This is a genomic window from Cupriavidus basilensis, from assembly GCF_029335485.1.
GTDB lineage: Bacteria > Pseudomonadota > Gammaproteobacteria > Burkholderiales > Burkholderiaceae > Cupriavidus > Cupriavidus basilensis_E.
In genome coordinates this window covers 26,977-46,419 of sequence record NZ_JARJLM010000255.1, presented here as the reverse complement: position 1 = coordinate 46,419, position 19,443 = coordinate 26,977, and the positions used below count along the sequence as shown (strand labels likewise).

The window sequence follows — 19,443 nt, the reverse complement described above, 5'->3', positions numbered from 1 at the left end:
TTCCAATTGCGGCTTTCGGCGGCGTACGCTCTGGTCGTCTGACCTATGCGCATCACTATAGATCTCGCCACGACCCTCCTGCTTCACAATACCTCGACATTGGCGGGCGCCATTGGCATCCTGAACACTCGCCGGAAGTCCATCAAGCCACGCGGGTTGGCGATGCTGGCCACGGGGTTCAGCGCATTGGCTGTTGGCGCCACCCTGTCCTCCCTGGGTGAACGTGCCGCACTGCCTCCATGGCTATGGGCGCACCTCGGTCTGCTGCTCGGCGTCACGGGCTACGTACTGGTCTGGGGCGGCATCCGCAGCGTGAGCGGCCGGCGCAGGATCCATCGCTGGCTGATGCTCTTGGTCCCCACGGTATGGTTCCTTGTCGGGATCATCACTCGGTTTCCACTCGTCGATACCCTACGAAGCAGCGCCTATCACCTCACTGCCGTGTGCTTCCTCACCGCCGCGGCCATTGAACTCTGGAGGGATCGCCTCAGTGACCCGCTCCCTTCGCGGCTGCCCCTGATTGCCTGCCTGGCAACCAGTGCGGCAATCGAAGCGACTCGCCTCATCTTCCTTGCTGGCGGCATCGCCACATTTTTTGACCCGGCCACGGCCCTCTTCCTGCAGATCTTCGCCAATTTCCTGATCGCATTCCTCGTGATGGCCCTGGTCAGTGAACGCACCGAGGCAGCACTCCTGCTTGCGGCGCAGACCGACAGCCTGACCGGTGTCGGCAATCGGCGTTGGTTCCGCTCCCGCCTGCCGGCCAAGGTGCTCCCTGGTAGTGCCGTCGCCTTCCTGGACCTCGATCACTTCAAGTTGATCAACGACCGTTTCGGCCATCCCGTGGGGGATCAGGTGTTGGCCGCCTTCGCCAGAACCATTCGGGGTGGTCTGCGAACGAGTGATGCCTTCGCGCGATTCGGTGGCGAGGAATTTGTGCTCTATTTTCCCAGGGTCAGCGCAGACAAGGCCGTGGAAATTGCTGAGCGGTTACGAAAACACGTCGAAGCCATGGTCGTCGATGCGGCCGGCACACAAGTCCGCGTCACGGTGAGCATCGGCGTCGCATGGGTCGACGCCAGCGACAAGCACTGGGACTACTGGATTCAAGCTGCGGATAGTGCCTGCTACGCAGCAAAGCAAGCCGGCCGGAATCGCGTCGCGCGGTCTGACTGCAACGCATCCCAACTCGAAGAGTTGAGCATTTGCTGAAACGCGAAAGCCCGCGCGGCGCCAGTCGAGCGGGCTTTCATGTGAACTTGTTGCGGAGGCAGGACTTGAACCCGCGACCTTCGGTGCACTTCTCCGACGAGCTTCCAGCTGCTCCACTCCGCTGCCTACCAGCATAGACCGATTCACCTCGCCTTAGTACCCCAAGACCAGAATCTGCCGTCCAGAGCTGAGCCCGGCACAATGCGAACGAAGTCCTGGCGACTCTCAGGGCATGCTGAGGGTCGGCCGGGATTCGCAAAGATCTTAAGCTTCAGATACTTGCGATTTGCGGCCAACCCTTGGCTACGTGCTGCTTCTTCACATATCACCCCGAGATTCCGTAGTATAGAACGTCGTTCCGGGTTTACATTGATTGTTGGGCGATCCGCTATAGCTTAGATTCGACCGTAGCCGCCCTTAACAATACGATGGAGACCTCATGGTGACGCTATTCTCGCGCTTCCGACGCGCGACGGTATCTGCGTTTGTACTGCTTTCGACGTTGTTCGGCCTCTGCCATGGTCAGGCCAATGCGAGTCGATCCCAGCCTTCAGTATTGGCTACCCAGCCGGTAATTCGCAGCTATTTCTATATGGGTGGCGGGTATGCCGGGGAAGCTGGCAAGGAGGTCATGCAGGGCCAGATGTATGTGGAACAGTTGACGCCTGCGCGCATCACTCAGAAGTACCCTCTGGTGATGTTCCACGGTGCGGCGCAGACAGGTACCAATTGGCTGCAGACGCCAGATAGCCGGCCTGGATGGGCCGACTATTTCCTATCGCAGGGGTATGTCGTCTACTTGGTAGACCAGCCGGCGCGAGGACGCTCCGCCTGGCATCCAGGCCTGGATGGAGCGCTAGCCAACTTCCCGGTGCCGGCGATCGAGAAACTCTTCACCGCCAGCGCTACGCTAGGGAACTGGCCGCAGGCCAAACAACATACGCAATGGCCAGGATCCGGCAAGCGCGGCGATCCGGTCTTTGACGCCTTCTACGCGACCCAGGTGGAATATCTGGCGAGCAATGCAGAGACGCAGCGGCGTGTACAGGCCGCAGGGGCAGCGTTGCTTGACCGCATCGGGCCCGCGATCTTGCTCACCCATTCGCAGGCTGGAGCCTTTGGCTGGCTAATTGCCGACGCGCGACCGCAAGCGGTCAGAGGCATTGTCGCAGTCGAACCACTCGGTCCGCCAGCACAGAACGCGGTATCCAACGAGCAGAAGGCTCGCCCGTGGGGACCAACCGATATCCCTCTGAACTACGACCCACCAGTCGGACTGGCAGGCAACCTTGCACTAGAGCAGGAAGAGCAGCCAGACTCGCCAACCTTGGCAAGGTGCTTTCGCCAGCGTGAGCCTGCACGACAACTACCCAACTTGGCCGGCATCCCGATCCTGATCGCCGTGGGCGAAGCGTCCTATCACGCGGTCTATGATCATTGCACCGCGAAATACCTGACGCAAGCCGGCGCGACAATTACGTTCTGGCGCCTGGAAAATCTCGGCATCAAAGGTAACGGCCACATGATGATGCTGGAGAAGAACAATCTAGATATCGCTAGTTGGTTGCAGCAGTGGATGCAAGCCAACGTCCGTTGATCGCCATTTTTCCGGGCTCATTGCCTCAAAAAAGCTGTAAACAGAAACGGGCGCCGAAATAACAGAAGGAGATAGTCATGTTTCAGAAGCTTTGCCTAGTCATCGCCCTGGCGAGCACCAGCCTCCCGGCCCTTGCAGAGGATTGGCCCGAAAAGCCAGTACGCATCGTGGTACCGTACACGGCCGGCGGTACCACTGATTTCGTTGCCCGCCAAGTGGCGCAGAAGCTTACCGAGAGCATGGGCAAGTCCTTTTTCGTGGAGAACAAGCCCGGTGCCAGCGGCACCATCGGCACGCTGCAGGTGGCGCGTTCCGCGCCCGATGGCTATACGCTGCTGGCCAACGACACCACCTACACCATGCTGCCGTCGCTGTTCAAGACGCTGCCCTGGGACTACAACAGCGATCTGGTACCTGTCACCACAATTGCACAGACGCCGGTGATCCTGATCGTGCCAACGGGTTCCCGCTTCAAAACCCTGCAGGAGCTGATCACATTTGCCCGCCAGAATCCGGGCAAGCTCAATTTCGGCTCCGGCGGCGCTGGCAGCTCGACGCACCTGTCCGCCGAGGTGTTCAAGAAAGACGCTGGAGTCACGCTCACCCATATCCCGTACAAGGGCGCCGGCGATGCGCTGATGGGCCTGATCGGCAATAACGTGGATATCCTGATCACGGCTACGCCGACCGCGGTGCCGCAGATCAAGGGCGGCAAGGCCCGCGCGCTGGCGGTCACCGGGGGCGCGCGCGTGCCTGCGCTACCGGATGTGCCGACCTTTGCCGAAGCCGGACTGAAGGACTACAAGGTCGTCAACTGGTTCGGGCTGGCCGCGCCCAGGGGCACGCCACCGGCGCTGGTGACAAGATTACAGGTGGAAGTGCAGAAGAGCGTGAACAGTCCCGAGGTAAAGGAACGATTGACCAGCATGGGCGCGCAACCGGGCGGGATTGCCCCGGCGGATTTCGCCCGGCGCATTAAGGACGACACCGCGCTGTGGAGCCAGGTGGCAAAATCCGCCGATGTGAAAGCGGAGTAGGCCAAATGCTGGCATGGGCCGGGGCAGCCACCGCTACCTCCAGCACCTCCAGCGCGTCTCGGAGAGAAAAAGGAACGACCATGTACCTCAGAACGGTGCCCCGGGAGGTTCCCATGCAGGTTTTCTCGGCCATGCCGGTGCATTTCCGCAAGACCGGCGTACATTCCGAATGGGCCGACGCCAACAAGGGCGGGGCCTGTATCGACAGCTTCCTGGAAGGGCCAGTGTTCGACGCCGTCGGCAACCTCTATGTGACCGACATCCCATTCGGCCGTATCTTTCGCATTTCACCGGCCGGGGCGTGGTCGCTAGTCGCTGAGTACAACGGCGAGCCCAACGGTATGAAGTTCCTCGGCGAGCGCGAGCTGGTGGTGGCCGACTACCGCAACGGGCTATTGCGCGTGCAGGTGGATACGGGGGAAGTGAGCACCCTGCTGGGCCGCCGCAATGCCGAGCAGTTCAAGGGCGTGAACGACCTGGTGATCGCCCGCAACGGCGACCTGTATTTTACCGACCAGGGCCAGACCGGCCTGCACGATCCCACCGGCCGCGTCTACCGGCTGCGCGCTGGCGGGCGGCTCGATCTGCTGCTTGGCAATGTGCCGAGTCCCAACGGGCTGGCGCTGTCCTGCGACGAAAAAGTGCTGTTCGTGGCCGCCACCCGTGGCAACTGCGTCTGGCGCGTGCCATTGCAGGCGGATGGCAGCGTGTCCAAGGTGGGGCAGTTCTTCACCTTCTATGGCACCAGTGGCCCCGACGGCATGGCCATCGATGGCCGCGACCGCCTGTTCGTTGCCCACGCCAGCCTGGGTTGCGTGTGGGTGCTCGGCAAGCGCGGCGAGCCGGAGGCCATCCTGGCCAGCCCGGCGGGCGCTACCACGACCAATCTGGCATTCCAGGGGCGCAAATTGTTCGTCACCGAATCGGAGACCGGCACGATCCTGTTCGCGGACCTGGACGAGGCGGGACTCGACGCCTGACCCGGCAGGGCTCCGCCTTCGCGCTAAGGTGAGAACGGATCGAGCAACCGCCTCCAGGTTGCCTCCGTCACCGCCGGGGAAACCGCACCCTCACAGTCGCGGTCCCAAAGCTCGCGCCACCCATCCTCGTGCTCAGCAGCTATCGGCACTACGGCGATTGGCTTTTCGATCAGCGGCGCTCGATAGACGTGCCAATCCCCCCCTCGGCAACCAATCGAACTGCGCAATCTCGCCGGTGGCCTGGAAGCCTAATCTCCGAAAAAATGGCCTCAAGGCGTCCATACGGTCACTGGGGATCAGCTCAATGATTCCTGTTGCTGCAGGATAGCTGGCCGCAGCGAGCGCACGCACCTAGTGGAATGCGTCCGCGGCAATCCCTCGACCGCGCATCTCGGGCAAAACACCACGCCAACACAATCCGACGGATGTTCTATCGTACGCGTAGTGGCCCGTGATGCCGACAACCACCCCCTCAACCACGATCAGGAATAGCTCGTCTGTACCCGGGGGAGCACCGATGCTCAAAAAAGCGCGGCCTCGACATGGGCTGCCCATTCTGGCCAGATCGCATGGACTAGATGCGAGATGACGGCGTCAGGGGGCGCCGCGACAGAAAGCGGGACCAAGGTCGTCACCGCCGGCATGAATTGCGTTCTCGGCATATCAAGGTCCCCGCGTTGAGGTAGCGCGATCGCCTGTTACAGATCAATGGGCTAGCAGCTGCGAAATCGGCAAGCCCGAGGACCAATCAATCTTGCGCAGGTAGTCCGGCTTCTGGCAGGCCTCCGCCAGTCGGTCTATTCCTGCCGCCTCGAGCCAACGGCCGAGCGCCTTCCCAAGCTCATCGAACTGCAATGGATCGCCCGGCTCGTCGACGCCAATCAGACAGAAGACCTGTCCCGTATCGTCGTTGTCCGCCCAGTCGAGCCCATCAGTAAATAGGCTCTGGACAGCCGACGTCACGAGCTCATCACTGATCAGGTCGCTGAGATAGACCCCGGTCGTCTCCCCCTCTTTCCTAAAATGAGGCAACTCCAGATAGGAGTCAGCTTTGAGATAGCCGACAATCGCCACGGTGTGCTCGCCACAGTCGCGACAATGATCGACCACCAGCATGCCCCAAGGAGTCCGCAGCGCGCACCGCGGGCACTGGCTCACGCAAGGCGGCTGACGGTGCCCAATCTATGTAGTCGAATCCCTTCTGGATGAGCTGCCGGTAAAGCCCGTAGCCGCACGGGCCCGCCTCGTAGACGATGCGGATGAGCCGCGCCTTCGACTGCAGGCGCTTACACAGGCGATCGATATCCGTCTTCGTCGTACCGGTCTTGCCGAGCAGTTCAACCTCGCCTGCACCGATCGCATAGGCGACCGTGATCGAGTCCTTATGAACATCCAAACCGACATACAGCGCTCGATCGTTTTCCATGCTGGCCTCCGTGCCGAAAATCGCCGGGTGTGGCGCTGTCCACACCGTGCGGCTCTGGCAGAAATGCTAACCGGCGGCTGATTCCTCACGGCGGGCCAGCCTCTGCCTCACGGAAAGTCATAGTGTCATTAACAAGGGCAGCCTTATCAGCATTCCTAAATAACGTCAATCCGCTAATCGGATGGATCAATTTCCTTGCAATCCAGGCGCGCATCGGTGCGGATGGCCGAGGTATTAACGAAACACATCGGACAGTCAGTACTGTCCGGAGCGATTTTTTACGCGCGCACTGCCGTCATATCATCGAAGTCAAATACTGTCTTTTTGCTAATACTTTCTGACATGGATATCACGCACACCAGAGATTAATATATTTCCCATCGCACCCAAGGAAGTCCTGATTAGAATGCAGACATTGCAATATCCGAATCATCCAACCGATCGGGTTTTCCAACGGACATGGATTGCATCCTGATTGCATAAAGCGAAATCGCGGTGGAAATTCCGGAGGGCAGGAGAATATGATCGATTAACCCGGGGAACCTTGGTACTCATGATTGGAGAAAGGCAGACCTGGCTCTTTTTGCGATCGTCCGTGCATTGGAATGACACCCATGCCGCGTTTCGCTAGGCCGGGCGCACGCAACTCCCGTGCCGACCGTGTTCTTTCCTCTACCGCTTCGTTTTCATCTGCTGTTCAGCCGTAGCCTTTTTCTGTTCCCTGATTATTGGCTGTTGATCAAATCCTCGCATCTACGCTATCGATGGTAGAGGTGCCATGCATTGCCGCGTTCCAATCCACTTTGTTCTTGACAAACGACAGAAAAATGAAAAATCCGGAAATATTCAACAGCTACGACATGGTCGTCAGCCTGCCCCTCAAGACCATCAATGACCAGCTTACCCATTTGACAAAGATGGGCGTCATTCACAGCGATCTAGTGCTATCGCAATCCGAGAATGATGCTGGAGATTATACTTATTCGATTTTCAATAACCCAAACGATATTCCGCTTGGTCCCGATGGAACTCCTGCTGAGGCGTGTATAATCGGACAGATAATCCCCCAGGTGAAAATGGCGGCCAGTGGCACAAACATTACCTTCGTCATTAACTTCAGGGAAGGCTCAGCCTATTTCTGGCACGGACATGGCCCGGCCGCCAAGCTGAAGAAGTATGACATGTCGGGGTGGAAATACGGGATTAACATCACGCTCGACCTGCAGGCCGTCGAGAAGGAAGATCTGGCCAAAAACATCGGTGTGCCTGACTTGGTCAAGAATCAACTCTATCACTTCATGTCCAATATGTTCACGGTCAACAGCCTGTTCATGGACTTTGAGTCGACCGATTTGATGCGTTTCGACCCGGTCCATACCTCAACGGGCGAGGCCGGTGATGATGGCATGGAACAGATGGTCCTGTTCATGAACTTCTACTTGAAGGACCTGGTTGCCAAGGGCAACCCCTACATCCTGGGCTACAGCCTGGATACCAACGACCACACCAATTACGACCCGGACCAGAACGTGCCCGACGCCCTGCGTCCGGTTGGTACCACCTTCATCGTCTACCACGATCCGAACTATCCTGACCTCAGCAATTTGAACTTCGTGCTGGCGACCAAGGGCGGACATGGCGGCATCACCGGGTCGCCGGGAAATTTCGACACTAACTGGATCCAGCCTGACGAACAGTGCGATGCCAAGATGGTGTATTCGCACAGTTGCTTGGTCGAGAAGTACATCGTCCGCCCAGTCTTCGACCAAATACGGGACGGTGTCTACAACAAGATCCACAATGACATATCCATTAGCAAAAACCAGACCTATGACGTTGCCCGGTCAACGACCAGCGACGGGTTGTCCTTCCTGATCTCCGACGTATCTGCTGGTGATAACCAGTACGTCAATAACATGGCGGTCAAATATTCCATCGATGGCACCACCGCCAGAATCGCCTTCAGCGGATATATCGGGGTCTACAAGGGGGTCGACAGGGATATGGGCGTTTGTACCGCTGCCGCTCATGCGGCCGGGCACTTGAACTGGGCAGCCACGGTTTCGCTGGTGACAGTCAAGAACGACAAGGGGGAACCGACTCTACAGATGACAGTCAGTCCGGTGCAAACCTCCAACACTTATTCGGATTCCGGCAAGAACACCTGCGCCGATATTTTCGAATGGATCGGCAAGATCATCGGCACCATCCTGGATGCTCTGACCCTTTTCCTGGACGGTAACTTCTTCTCCAACCTGTTCGACGACTTGTTGAACCTGCACATTCCCGGTATCGGCAACTTCACGGATTGCCTGGGCAACCTGACCAATTCCGTTTCCACTGTGCTGGTTCTACCGGCTGGACAGGTCTTCTTCTTTAAGACGCCCGGCATCGACAACGAGGGCAATCTCTCGATGCAGCTCACCTATAAGGCGGAGAACTGAGCCATGACGAAGCCATCTTCCAGCCTGGGAGCCGCAGTCGATCTGTTCACCGTGACCGGCGTCGGTCCAAGCGCGGGCACAATGCTGTCGATGTCGGTGGCCGCCGACCTGATGCACAACCAGCTCCCCGGCTCCCCGGTGGAGCCCAACAGTGACATGGCGGTGGTCCAGGACAGCAATGGCGAGCCTATGCTTTTTTCCATTGGGGCCGACAGAAAGCTGCGCCTGATCCGCCGGGACATTGGCTCTGCCGCGGGGTTCTCCGTGACCGACCTGTCCACCTGCTTCACCGGCAGCGTCGGCGCTGCAGCCTTCGATGTCAGCGAGGACCTGGACGGCAACATTACCCTGGTGGTGGCGATGTTGCGCGACGAAGGGCCGGCGACCAATCTGTTCATCGCCTCGATGCTGTCGAATGACCCGTCCTGCACCGATTGGCGCCGCCTGGACTTGCTGGTCAAGCCCATCACAGGCATCGACGCCCGGTTCGTCGCGCACCGTATCAGCATGGGCACCTCCGACGACGGCAAGGCGCCCTTCGTGACGGCCGTTGGTGCCTTGGGCGAGCAGCAGATGTACTACCAATTGCTGGACCCTTCCCAATCCGCCTCTCGCCTGGAATTCCCAGAGAACGTCCCGCCCGATGCCGATGCCATGCTCGACATCGCTATCGGCTATGCCTTCGGCCAGCGCGGCCTGTGGTTCCTCTACAAGACTGGCCAGAGCCAGACGCTGGAATGCACCACCCTGGCCACACCGAACCAGGGGTCGCTGACCTATGACTACAGCCCCGGATACAAGCAGATCCCGGCCAACCTGCGCTATAACTGCGTGGCGACGCCCACGGGGCAGAACACCAATGCCTTCAACATCTCCTCGGATGTCTACGTGGGTACGGACAGCGGCATCTATGTGTTCTGCGGCGCCCACGCCAACCAGATGCAACTGGTGACAGACCGTGTCAAGGATGCCCGCCAGATCCTTGTCAAGCAGGACAAGGACCATATCGCGCTATGGGTGATGTGCGGCCCGGACCGGCTCTACTACATCCTGGGCCGCAAGGGCCCGACCTACCAGTGGAACCCCGCGATCTTGTTCCGATCCTCGGTGGCGCATATCGCGCCGATGCGGGTTCGGTCGCGCATGGCCAACGAACTCTTCGTGGTCAACTCGGACCTATCGGTCACGCACCACTGGCAGGATCCTGCCACGACGCTCTGGCAGGAGCAGACGTTGCACCTGTCGGGGCAGAGCAACTTGCTGAACGTGCCCACCTACACCACCCGCATCGGCATGAGCTCCGTTGGGGCGCCGCCGCTGCAGGGGGGGTGTCGCTCAGGATAACCGCCTCGGAATGGACCTGGGTCCGGGCCAACGGCCTCGTCTACAGCCTGGACCACGACACTCCGGCCGAGGTGCCGCTGGACAACGAAGGCTGCGTGACGGTGATCGGAATGGCAAGCGACATTGTGCCCCCGATCCTGCACGCGGCAAGCGACAGCTTCGCCGAGATCGTCAACATCTACCCCAATGGCAAGATTCTCTCCGGCCTACAGGGCATCGGCTCGGGCAGCGATCTGCGGCACGCCCGGACCGCTGCCGGAGAGCAGGTAGTGCAGCCAGATTGTCCGCAGAGCACCCTGGACGGCCTTGCGGACAATCTCGCTAAGCTGACTGGCGCCGCCAACAGCAACATAGCCGGCACGCGCCCGGCGGGAACGATGTTCGTGTCGCTGGACTCGGTCAGGCTGGCCGGGGCCATGCTTAAGACGTCCGTCGCCGAAGGCTTCTCGGTGGGCGACATTTGGGCTGCGCACAAAATGATCGCGGCCGTGCTGCGCAACGGCCTAGACTACTCCGCCAAAATAGCCACCACCGAGATCGAAGCATTGCGCGGCATGCCGAAGCGGACCTTATCCGGGCTGGGCGACAATCTGCGCCATGCGATCCTGCCGGACACCGAAGCCAGCAAGCACATGGGCAATGTGATGTCCGACGGAGCGGCTCGACCACCGCCATCGCGGCCAAGAGCCCTTCGGCAGGCTTCACCAGCTACCAGATCCTGCACGGCGGAATGCTGTCCGGTGGCTCCGTCGCCGCCCTTCCACTGGCCGCAGGCATGGATAACGTGCTGGCAGCCATCGATGCCGCGCTCTCACGAGCGCGACGGACCCGAACAAGATGCTGTCGAGCAACGTGGTGGCGCTAATCCCCGACGCGCCGCTGGCGGCCAAGACGACGTACACCGCCAAGCTGGTTGGCACGAACAACGGCCAGCCGTTGAACAAGACCTGGAGCTTCACGACGCAGTGAGCGACGGATCCGTGTTCTGGAAGGCCCGCTTCGGCGGGCCTTTTCAATTCGCCGCAGAGCCTGAAATGGACACGGCCCGCCGAAGCGGGCCGTGGTGATGCCAGGAGGTATCATGCGGCGTCGGGTACCACCAGCGGGAGGCTTCCGGCTACCGACCCCACCCCTACGCCACGATGCACGTAGAACGTGCCGCGTGGCACAGCGGCACTTTCAGATTAGGTCACCTTTCCTGCTTGCAGTGCCGGTCATTGTGACGACGATGCAAAAGGCTACGTTTTTACGACAGCCGGTGCGCGCACTAGATAATCGGCGCTCAATGTTGTGTTGTCACGGGCGATTGGTTACTCGCGATGCGGTGACGCCCTTCGTCATGTAGGTCCCGGGCCCGCTTCGGCGGGCTTCTTCTTCGGTGCGTCACGCTTGATCTGTCCAAAGCGCGTATTCACTCCAGCGGGGCCGGATTGCGGCCCCGCGCTGGTACTAGTTTGCAGCGATGGAGTATTTCCCGGCTAGGTCTTTGCTAATCACGACTTCAAACACGGGGATTGGTGAGCTGTTCCCACCGGAACCAAGCACCGGGCCAACGCCAAGCACCTTTGTCAGAAGCTCCCCGTTGGCTGCACTCGCGATCTGCACCGTGGCAGTTCTTCCTGCCGCGCGAGCGTAGTTGTTGATGCCAAAGCGATATTTGCCGGTAAGCAGCTTCGATGCATCGCAGCTCGCATAGTAGTGCTCCGGACCATTCGCCACTACGTTGTCCACGTCGAGGAACCCCGCGGTGCCGGCCCTCGCTGAGTAGAAGACATGCGAACCATTTGGCTCGAAGGAGTGCAGATCCACGTCTCCCGGGCCATCCCATGTAAGTGTGACGGTGAAGAAACCTGAACTCCCGGTCGTGGCCGGCGTTTCAAGGCCATCAAGAGCCGCCAGCATTTGTTCGCGGACCATGCCGTGCGCAGTACGAGATCTATCGAGGTAGGTCTCGACTAGTTTGTGCCCGGACCAATCCTTAATAAGGGCTGGCGGAATGAAGCTATTGATCCCAGGAATCGTGCTGCCAGGCGTTAAGCGCAGGCCGTTGATCACTAGATCGATAGCGGCTAGCGTATGAGGGCCATTCAACGTACCTGAGGCTGGTGCGATATGGACAACTTTGACGTTATTGGACTTCACTTGACCAAGCGCCACTTGGTAGGCATTGTTCACGAAGAAATTGCCCTGGGAGTGCGCTACGAAGAGGAGTTTCTTGCGCTCGGTGGCCAATGCCTTGATCCGTGTCTCATGGATTGCATAATCACCGGCTGTGGGGGGGCTACTGGCTAGGCCGCTGAGGGTTGCGACCGCCCTAGCCTGCATCACTTGAATAAGAGCGGCCTTCAAAGCCTCTACGCTCGATATGGTACCCGATAACGTATCCCAAAGTGATTGATCTCCACCCAACACTTCCCAGAACAGTTCCCAGCGTGTGCCCAGAATACCGTCCATTTCGGCAGAACGTTGATCGAATACTTCCGCTATGTCCTCCCAGCCGCTGACCCATTTTCGGCTGGGCTCAGTGCCAGAGGTGTTGTAGAAGAGTTCGGGTTCGATCGCCTCGTTCTTATACTTAGGGCCTACGGTTCGGGCGAGCACCTCCCGGCCGGCTTCTGCCTGCAAACGAGTATTCCAGACACCGTTGAAGAAGCCAAGGACATATCCGCTCGGTGCGCATAAGTCTGTATTGGAGGTCTGCGCGTACCCCTGTAACGGCATCGAGACAAAGAGTGCCAGCAACGATGCCACCAACTTGCGGAAAAACTTGCATCTATTCTGCACAGCCGTCTCCTTCCGGGGATTTTGAAACGGTGCCGTCCAGCGTGGCGTTGTAGGCCAGGTACGCCTTAACCCGTGACTTGGTGTTAGCCGTGATCTTTTCCAGATCGGTAACGGTCCTGTATCCACTCCCGGCGTCCGGGCTGCGGGTGATCACACACTTGACAGCGAGATTGTTCGCTGTCGCCGCATCCCGTATGGCAGTCGGATTGGTTAGGTCGACCAGAAGCGCCACCTGAAGTCCGCGGGAGAGTTGTTGTACCGCCTTCTTTTCAGCGTTGCCGAGACCCTGCTTCTCGATCCAGACATCGATGTCATCTCGTATCCCGTTCGCATTCAAATCAGGACCTTTGACATCCGACGAGCGATCCAGCGTTGGTAGCTTTCCTGCTTGCTCAAGCGCTTTGATCTTGTCTGCTGTACTCAATTGTGTTTGCGCACCGCCGCCGGATGGCGGATTGCCACCGGCTGATGGATTACCTTGCGACGTGCCGTTCGTGTCATCGCCTCCGCATGCCGAAAGCGCGGCAGCCGCCATAGCGGCGCCGACGAGGTGTCTTAGCCTCATGAGTTCCTCCCTGTGGTTTCGGCCATTCTTGCGATAGCCATTCAGTGCTCCATACCGCTAACACTGTAACGAAAAACCACCTGATACCGCTCCCAACGTTAGCGGGGGAAAATAACTCTCAGGAGCAGACTCTCCAACGGACAAGTGGCTTGGCAGGCTCGTGCCTATACGGTACCGAATCAAGATCTAGAGCTTCACAACGCTGTGAGCGGCGGTGCGGTTTTTGGATAGCACGCTGATCGGCTGGATTCCCGCTGCGATCTGGGATGTGTACTCGCTCGGCCAGAAAAAGACGGTCCAGAAGATCCAGAAGGCGTTAGGCCAGGGAGGATTTGGGGTATTGTGGTGAGCGTGACGTCGGAATTGGCTCGTCGTGGGAATCGTCAACAAGCTCACGCTCTGGAAAGAACACGGCCCGCCGAAGCGGGCCGTGGTGATGCCAGGAGATATCAGGCGGCGGCGGGTACCACCAGCGGGAGGCTTCCAGCTTCCGGCTACCGACTCCACCCATACGCCACGATGGACGTAGAAGGTGCCACATGGTCCTGCGGCACTTTTAGATTAGGCGACCATTCCTGCTTACAGTACCGGTCTTTGTGACGACGATGTAAAAGGCTGCGCTGTTGCGACAGCTAGTGCGCGTACTAGATAATCTGAGTTCAATGTTGTGTCGTCACGGGCGATTGGTTACTCGCGATGCGACGAAGCCCTTCGTCATGTAGGTCCCAGGCCCACTTCGGCAGGCCTTTTCCTTTCGAGGGTAGACGCGAAAAGTGCTGCTGTGCGCACGTACCCCTCCGATCGATGCCCGCCACTTAATAGGGGCATGGAGACTGCTGCGATGCGGCAAACTTCCGGGCGGCAACAGGATAAACCCTTCGGTGTTGCCGTTTTCGCGGGTGTAGGTCAACTCCCTGCGCCTACACCCCTCCTTTTCGCAATATCAACAAGATGCGGGAAATGCAGCTGTGATGATTTATCTTTTAGGATTACTTCTTTTCGAAGCATCGTGGTTCCTCCCGTTCAGAAAAGTCTTCATAGCCGCTCGCTTTGGCGGGTACTATGCCTTGATAGCGCTGCTCCCCCTAGTCGGCCCATTGATCTGCATCTGGATCCTTGCTTTCCGCCCCTGGCCGCTGAAAACCCGTCTAGTTCGCTCGTACTCGAACTTCGCGACTTTGTGAGCGTCGTCGTAGAGTCCTGGAAGGCCCGCTTCGGCGGGCTCTTCCTTTTCTGCAATGAGTATTGCTCTGCCAAAAGCAAACGGCTTCCGTCTCTTTTGCGCCAGAAATGTATGGTTGGCGCATTGTATTAGTCCCCTCCAAAGCTGGAATAGATATCTCGCCAAATCGTCTATGCTAGATTCGTCGCTAGGCCCCCCAGCTCGGTCGACACTCCTTTAAGTCGCCGGCCCCTCCCTGGACGGCGACTTTTTTCGTTAGTCGGTACAGATCCAAATGCAACATGTCGCACTCGGTCCCCAGAATTGGCTCCTCAATGCCGCGCGCAAAGAGCGAAGACTTGTTCAGGTTTGTCTGGTATCCGGCGTCAGGTTGGTTGGTACGGTCAAGTCGTTCGACCACTTAGTTGTCCTGCTGAAGACAACTGGCGGTATGCACACAATCGAAAAACGCTCCATCACGTCCGTCCAGTGGGACGACCCTGGCCTTCTGGCGAACAAGAGCTCCGGTAGCAATCCCAAGGTGCCGGTCGTTATCGTGCGAAAGCGCCGTCTCATACGAGAGTGAGGACGGCCGGCCCGCAGCAAGAAATCTCGCATGCGCACAATTTTTGCAATTTGCGCACCATTACGGCCACAGCGCTTGCAAGGCATTGCGTTGCGGCCAATAGTCTCCTTTCGCCCTCAAGCAAAATCGACATGGAGCCAGATAGCCGCCCGGTTCGCATTTCGCTCGAGGAATTGAGATCGTTCGCCGCCACGCTAACTGACGGGTCCCTGCTCAAGGAGGCCACCTTGCGCGTCATTGCTGAGCAAGAGGATCGTGAGCGCCGGCAGGAGGCGAAAGCGCTGGAGCTGCGCATGCAGCCCGACTAAGCGGGCAAGACGTGCCGCGAGGATCCACCTCTCGCACAGGTGGAGCCGACTATGCTATTCGCAACAGCTACTGCATGCACCTCCGCACCTCAGATCGTACTTATTGGCGAAGCTGCAGCGAGCGCCATCGCGTTCATTATCTCAGGCGACGTCTTCCACGGAAGTCTTAACGATAAATCATTCACTTGATTGGTCCGGCCGTAGCCGCGCATACACTTACTTGGCGCGCTCGGGAGAGGGCATTTAGGCTTTCTGTCTCACGCCAAAAGTTTCATCATTGACACGAAATTCAAATCCATAACATCTGATGTAAATTATATCTAATTTGACAGGCTGCCTTTGTCGCTTAGATTTATGCGGAGCGAGTTGAACAGCCCATAACTAGGCCTACTCCTGGGCGTCTTAGGTCACAGCCGAGCACGTCCGACGCTCCGAGACTGCTCGGCTACTCCGACTACCGGGGCGCGACTGGAGAATATCATGAGTCACCAACTAAAAACTGCCCTACTTTTTGTTTTTTGGCTATTCACGGTGGCGGCAAATTCTCGCGCGGAAACAATAGGAACTGCGCGGGAACCGCTCAGCGTTCAACGACAAAGCGTTTGGCCTTCAGACCAGATCCCGGTCTGCTGGGAAAACCCCGGCAATGATGGACAGCAGCGCGGCTGGGTGCAGCAGGCCGTGCAACGCACGTGGGAAACAGCCTCTGCCGTCCGTTTTACTGGATGGGGACAATGCGCCGCCAATTCCAGAGGTATACGCATACAGATCATTGACAATAACCCACACACCGAGGGCTTGGGGAACCACCTTGACGGCAAGGCCAACGGTATGCAACTTAACTTCACATTCAACACGTTCAGTAGCGCCTTTTGTCAACCAAGAACCCAGTTCTGCATCGAGGCTATTGCGATACATGAGTTTGGTCATGCCCTTGGCATAGCCCATGAACACAACCGTTCGGATAGGTTCAACTGTACCTTGGCCCACCAGGGTACAGATCCTGATTTCAACGTCACGCCATACGACACTGCTTCGGTCATGAATTACTGCAATCCTAATTGGAATGGTAACGGGCAACTCAGCGACCTTGATAGGAGCGGCGCCAACATTCTGTACGGTAAGGGGCCTGCACCCGTTCCCGGCGCTGGGCCTTCAATGGCATCTTATATTTCTGGGGATAGTAAGCAGCTAGAGACACTTTTTGTAAGTCCCACGGGTGCGCTGGGCCTCGTTTGGAAAATAAACAATTCAGTTTGGAAAGGACCGGTATTTCTATCTGCGCCAAATTTTCTTCCGCGTAATGCTCATATTTCTGTTGTTAACTACCCGTTGAGAAACCAATTGGAAGCGTTTTATGCAGGAAATGATGGAGCCATTTACGTATCCTACAAGGCCAATAATGGCGCTTGGTCCGAGCCGATCCGCCTCACTCCACCCAACACGTTGCGCGCCGGAGGCGACCTAAGTGCCGTTTATTATCCACTGAACAATCAACTTGAGGTTTTGTATGTTGGGGTAGATGGAGCTCTGAGTGTTCTTTGGAAAGCTCAGAACGGGCAATGGAAGCCACCGGCAAAGATTAGCGCGCCAAACCTAGCTCCGTCAGGCGGCGGTATTAGTGCAGCATTCTATCCGCTTAACAACCAGCTTGAAGCGCTGTTTGCAGCAAATGATGGAGGTATCCGTGTCGCCTGGAAGGCTAATAACGGGGCATGGAACCCACCGGTCGGTATTTCGCCCGGCAATATCACGCCTGCCGGCGCAAGAATCACTCTGCAGTTCTACCCGCCAAACAATCAACTCGAAGCCTTTTTTGTGGATAATGCGGGGAAGGTAAACGTCGTTTGGAAAGCGCAGAACCGTGCTTGGAATCCGCCTGTTGGCATCAGTCCGCCGCAAGCCGGCGTTCCGGGAAAGGAGGTAGTTGCGTCGTTTTACCCACCCAATAACCAGCTTGAAGTCTTTACCATCGGCGCAAACGGTGCGGTCAATTTGCTTTGGAAGGCACAAAATGGCGCTTGGAAGCCGCTCGTTCCTCTCACGGCTGGAGGTGCCGCACAACCAGGTAGTGCCTTGGGAGTGAAATTTCAGCCTCTAGAGAATCAATTGGAGTTGTTTTATACCGACACAACGGGAGCCCTTGGCCTCATTTACAAGGCGCAAAACCGAAACTGGAACCCCGCTTTCAGACTCTAGTCATTGGGACGGGCGGCGCCCAACGCTGTGATCCAGCCGACAGTACCGCCGTCTCGCTCATACCCGCTTCGCAAGTCCAACTCGAAATATTGGCATCTCTTTTTGCGCTACCAATATAGAAATTACGCAGAAAATTAATCCCCGCGAAAGGCGGAAAAAAGATCGCATCAAATCGTCTATGCTGGACTCGTCGCTAGGCTCCCCGGCTCGGTCGACGCTCCTTTAAGTCGCCACCCCCTCCCTGGACGGCGACTTTTTTTCGTTAAGCACCAGCATCAAATGCAACATGTCGCCGTTGGTCCCCGGGACTGGCTCCTAAACACCGCGCGCAAGGAACGAAGGCGTGTGCAGGTCTATCTCGTATCCGGTGCGAGGTTGCTTGGCAAGATTAAGTCGTTCGACAGACTAGTCGTGCTACTGAACACACCTGGCGGCATGCACGCGATCTACAAGCACGCGATCACGTCCGCCCAGTTGGACGACCCTGGCCATCTGGCGAGCAAGAGCTCCCAGAGCGATCCCAAGGCGCCGATCGTGGTCGTGCGAAAGCGCCGTCTCATAAGAGACTGAGGACGGCAGGCCCGCATGAGATAAGATGTTTGCTTCCCTGGGGTACCGCTCCCAATCTCATGATCGCGCTCGGTACAAGCGCGCAACTTGAGACGGTGCGCCATGAACTCACAGGTCTTCCCGTGGTTGCTCATCGCAGCCAGTGTCGTTGCGGAGGTTGCAGGCACAATCGCGCTGCGCTTCGCAGACGGATTCACCCGCCCGCTTCCGTCCGTCGCCGTTTTCCTGTTGTATGGCGCGGCAATCTGGCTCATGTCCCTGGCGGCGAGGCACCTCGAAGTTGGCCTCGCCTATGCCGTGTGGGCCGGTAGAGGCACGGCGCTTACCGCGCTGGTCGGGATGCTCTACTTCAACGAACCGGCCCATGCCGTACGCCTGCTGGGCTTCGCCTTCATCGTGATCGGAGTCGTCACTCTAAATGTCAGCGCGCGATAATTGCGAACGCAGTACCTGCATCAGGTCAGCGCACAAATAGCGATCTACAAGCGCGCCATCACGTCCATCCAGTTGGACGATCCTGTCCGTCCGGCGAGCAAGAGCGCCGAGAGCGATCCCAAGACGCCGGTCGTGGTCGTGCGAAAACGCCGTTCGATACGAGAATGAGGGCGGCCAGCCCGCAGAAAAAAATCTCGCTTGCGCAAGATTTGTGATATTTGCGCACCATTAAGGCAATCGCACTTGCAAGTGCCTTGCGTTGAGGACAATAGTTTCCTTACGCTCCAACACAGAGTCGACATGGAACCAGATAGCCACCCGGTTCGAATTTCGCTCGAGGAATTGAGATCGTTCGCCGCCACTCTGACTGACGGGTCCCTGCTCAAGGAGGCCACCTTGCGCGTCATTGCTGAGCAAGAGGATCGCGAGCGCCGGCAGGAGGCCAAAGCACACGATCGACTGAATCCGGAGCCGACCAGCTCCGCACTCGCAAAGATCGTCTCTCGCAAGTAGTAGCTTCCCAACCGGTCGTTCCTCATAATCTGTCTCGAGCGGAGTCAAGTATGCAAATCGCAGCTGCTGCAGGATACGTCGCCGTTCTCCTCGCCGCCCTCGTTACCACGGTCCGGTGGGTCATTAGGAATGATCCTGGTCATCGCGACGACTGAGCGGCTGGAGGATCGGCGATTGCTGCCCGAGCAACATTCGCTCGCTCTTTCTGCAATCTGGATCGCCCTTCGCTTGCGCCGCGCGGAGACGATGCAAGGTATTCTTCGACATGCCACGGAGATGGA

15 protein-coding genes and 3 pseudogenes are annotated in these 19,443 nt (G+C 58.1%); 13 read left to right on the top strand and 5 right to left on the bottom strand.

All coding sequences use genetic code 11. The annotated features are described in order from the left end of the window. Positions 1-45 precede the first annotated feature (45 nt). A complete protein-coding gene (locus tag P3W85_RS14650) occupies positions 46-1,212 on the top strand; it encodes a GGDEF domain-containing protein (protein ID WP_276265321.1) in 1,167 nt (388 codons plus the stop codon). 50 nt (positions 1,213-1,262) lie between these two features. On the opposite strand, the pseudogene P3W85_RS14645 reads toward P3W85_RS14650, so the two are convergent. Next, positions 1,263-1,335: pseudogene (locus P3W85_RS14645) on the bottom strand. Positions 1,336-1,651: 316 nt separating this feature from the next. On the opposite strand from P3W85_RS14645, the gene P3W85_RS14640 reads away from it, so the two are divergent. The 3 genes from P3W85_RS14640 to P3W85_RS14630 all read left to right on the top strand — a co-directional run bounded on the left by P3W85_RS14640 (position 1,652) and on the right by P3W85_RS14630 (position 4,826). Further along, positions 1,652-2,809, top strand: coding sequence for an alpha/beta hydrolase (locus tag P3W85_RS14640; RefSeq protein WP_276265320.1), 1,158 nt, complete (start codon positions 1,652-1,654; stop codon positions 2,807-2,809). A gap of 77 nt (positions 2,810-2,886) precedes the next feature. Beyond that, positions 2,887-3,846: a Bug family tripartite tricarboxylate transporter substrate binding protein gene (locus P3W85_RS14635; RefSeq protein ID WP_276265319.1), complete on the top strand. Its 960-nt coding sequence runs from the start codon at positions 2,887-2,889 to the stop codon at positions 3,844-3,846. A gap of 80 nt (positions 3,847-3,926) precedes the next feature. After that, positions 3,927-4,826, top strand: a complete 900-nt coding sequence (locus tag P3W85_RS14630; RefSeq protein WP_276265318.1) for an SMP-30/gluconolactonase/LRE family protein — start codon at positions 3,927-3,929, stop codon at positions 4,824-4,826. A 705-nt stretch (positions 4,827-5,531) separates the two neighbouring features. On the opposite strand, the gene P3W85_RS14625 is transcribed toward P3W85_RS14630, so the two are convergent. Both P3W85_RS14625 and P3W85_RS14620 read right to left on the bottom strand, forming a co-directional pair. After that, positions 5,532-5,942: a hypothetical protein gene (locus P3W85_RS14625; RefSeq protein WP_276265317.1), complete on the bottom strand. Its 411-nt coding sequence runs from the start codon at positions 5,940-5,942 to the stop codon at positions 5,532-5,534. Continuing rightward, positions 5,887-6,252 (bottom strand): annotated as a pseudogene (locus P3W85_RS14620) (IS110 family transposase); the annotation flags it as partial. The gene P3W85_RS14625 and the pseudogene P3W85_RS14620, both read right to left, overlap by 56 nt. Positions 6,253-7,079: 827 nt before the next feature. On the opposite strand from P3W85_RS14620, the gene P3W85_RS14615 reads away from it, so the two are divergent. The 3 genes from P3W85_RS14615 to P3W85_RS14605 are packed head-to-tail and all read left to right on the top strand — an operon-like array spanning position 7,080 to position 11,107. After that, the gene (locus P3W85_RS14615) at positions 7,080-8,696 is read left to right on the top strand and encodes a hypothetical protein (protein ID WP_276265316.1); all 1,617 of its coding nucleotides are present in this window, start codon (positions 7,080-7,082) and stop codon (positions 8,694-8,696) included. Between the two features lie 3 nt (positions 8,697-8,699). Next, the gene (locus P3W85_RS14610) at positions 8,700-10,040 is read left to right on the top strand and encodes a hypothetical protein (RefSeq protein WP_276265315.1); all 1,341 of its coding nucleotides are present in this window, start codon (positions 8,700-8,702) and stop codon (positions 10,038-10,040) included. After that, positions 10,025-11,107, top strand: a complete 1,083-nt coding sequence (locus tag P3W85_RS14605) for a hypothetical protein (RefSeq protein WP_276265314.1) — start codon at positions 10,025-10,027, stop codon at positions 11,105-11,107. The genes P3W85_RS14610 and P3W85_RS14605 overlap by 16 nt, the downstream gene beginning before the upstream one ends. Before the next feature lie 382 nt (positions 11,108-11,489). On the opposite strand, the gene P3W85_RS14600 is transcribed toward P3W85_RS14605, so the two are convergent. Together P3W85_RS14600 and P3W85_RS14595 are read right to left on the bottom strand one after the other, a co-directional pair. After that, positions 11,490-12,824 (bottom strand): hypothetical protein, encoded by a 1,335-nt coding sequence (locus tag P3W85_RS14600; protein WP_276265313.1) that lies wholly within the window; start codon positions 12,822-12,824, stop codon positions 11,490-11,492. Beyond that, on the bottom strand, positions 12,814-13,389 hold the full coding sequence (locus P3W85_RS14595; protein ID WP_276265312.1) for a hypothetical protein: 576 nt from the start codon (positions 13,387-13,389) through the stop codon (positions 12,814-12,816). The genes P3W85_RS14600 and P3W85_RS14595 overlap by 11 nt, the downstream gene beginning before the upstream one ends. 1,457 nt (positions 13,390-14,846) lie before the next feature. Between P3W85_RS14595 and P3W85_RS45525 the strand changes: the two genes are divergently transcribed. The 6 genes and pseudogenes from P3W85_RS45525 (at position 14,847) to P3W85_RS14575 (ending at position 19,162) form a co-directional block, all read left to right on the top strand. After that, positions 14,847-15,137, top strand: a complete 291-nt coding sequence (locus tag P3W85_RS45525; protein ID WP_430869548.1) for an RNA chaperone Hfq — start codon at positions 14,847-14,849, stop codon at positions 15,135-15,137. A gap of 131 nt (positions 15,138-15,268) precedes the next feature. Next, positions 15,269-15,445 (top strand): hypothetical protein, encoded by a 177-nt coding sequence (locus P3W85_RS14590; protein ID WP_276265311.1) that lies wholly within the window; start codon positions 15,269-15,271, stop codon positions 15,443-15,445. A 480-nt stretch (positions 15,446-15,925) separates the two neighbouring features. Next, on the top strand, positions 15,926-17,644 hold the full coding sequence (locus tag P3W85_RS14585; protein ID WP_276265310.1) for a hypothetical protein: 1,719 nt from the start codon (positions 15,926-15,928) through the stop codon (positions 17,642-17,644). Positions 17,645-17,923: 279 nt separating this feature from the next. After that, positions 17,924-18,106 (top strand): annotated as a pseudogene (gene hfq / locus P3W85_RS45520) (RNA chaperone Hfq); the annotation flags it as partial. 210 nt (positions 18,107-18,316) lie between these two features. Continuing rightward, positions 18,317-18,649 carry a DMT family transporter gene (locus P3W85_RS14580; protein ID WP_276265309.1) on the top strand — a complete coding sequence of 111 codons (333 nt, stop codon included), beginning with the start codon at positions 18,317-18,319 and terminating at the stop codon, positions 18,647-18,649. Between the two features lie 300 nt (positions 18,650-18,949). After that, entirely contained in the window at positions 18,950-19,162 is a 213-nt protein-coding gene (locus P3W85_RS14575; RefSeq protein ID WP_276265308.1) for a hypothetical protein, read from the top strand. Positions 19,163-19,443: the final 281 nt, after the last annotated feature.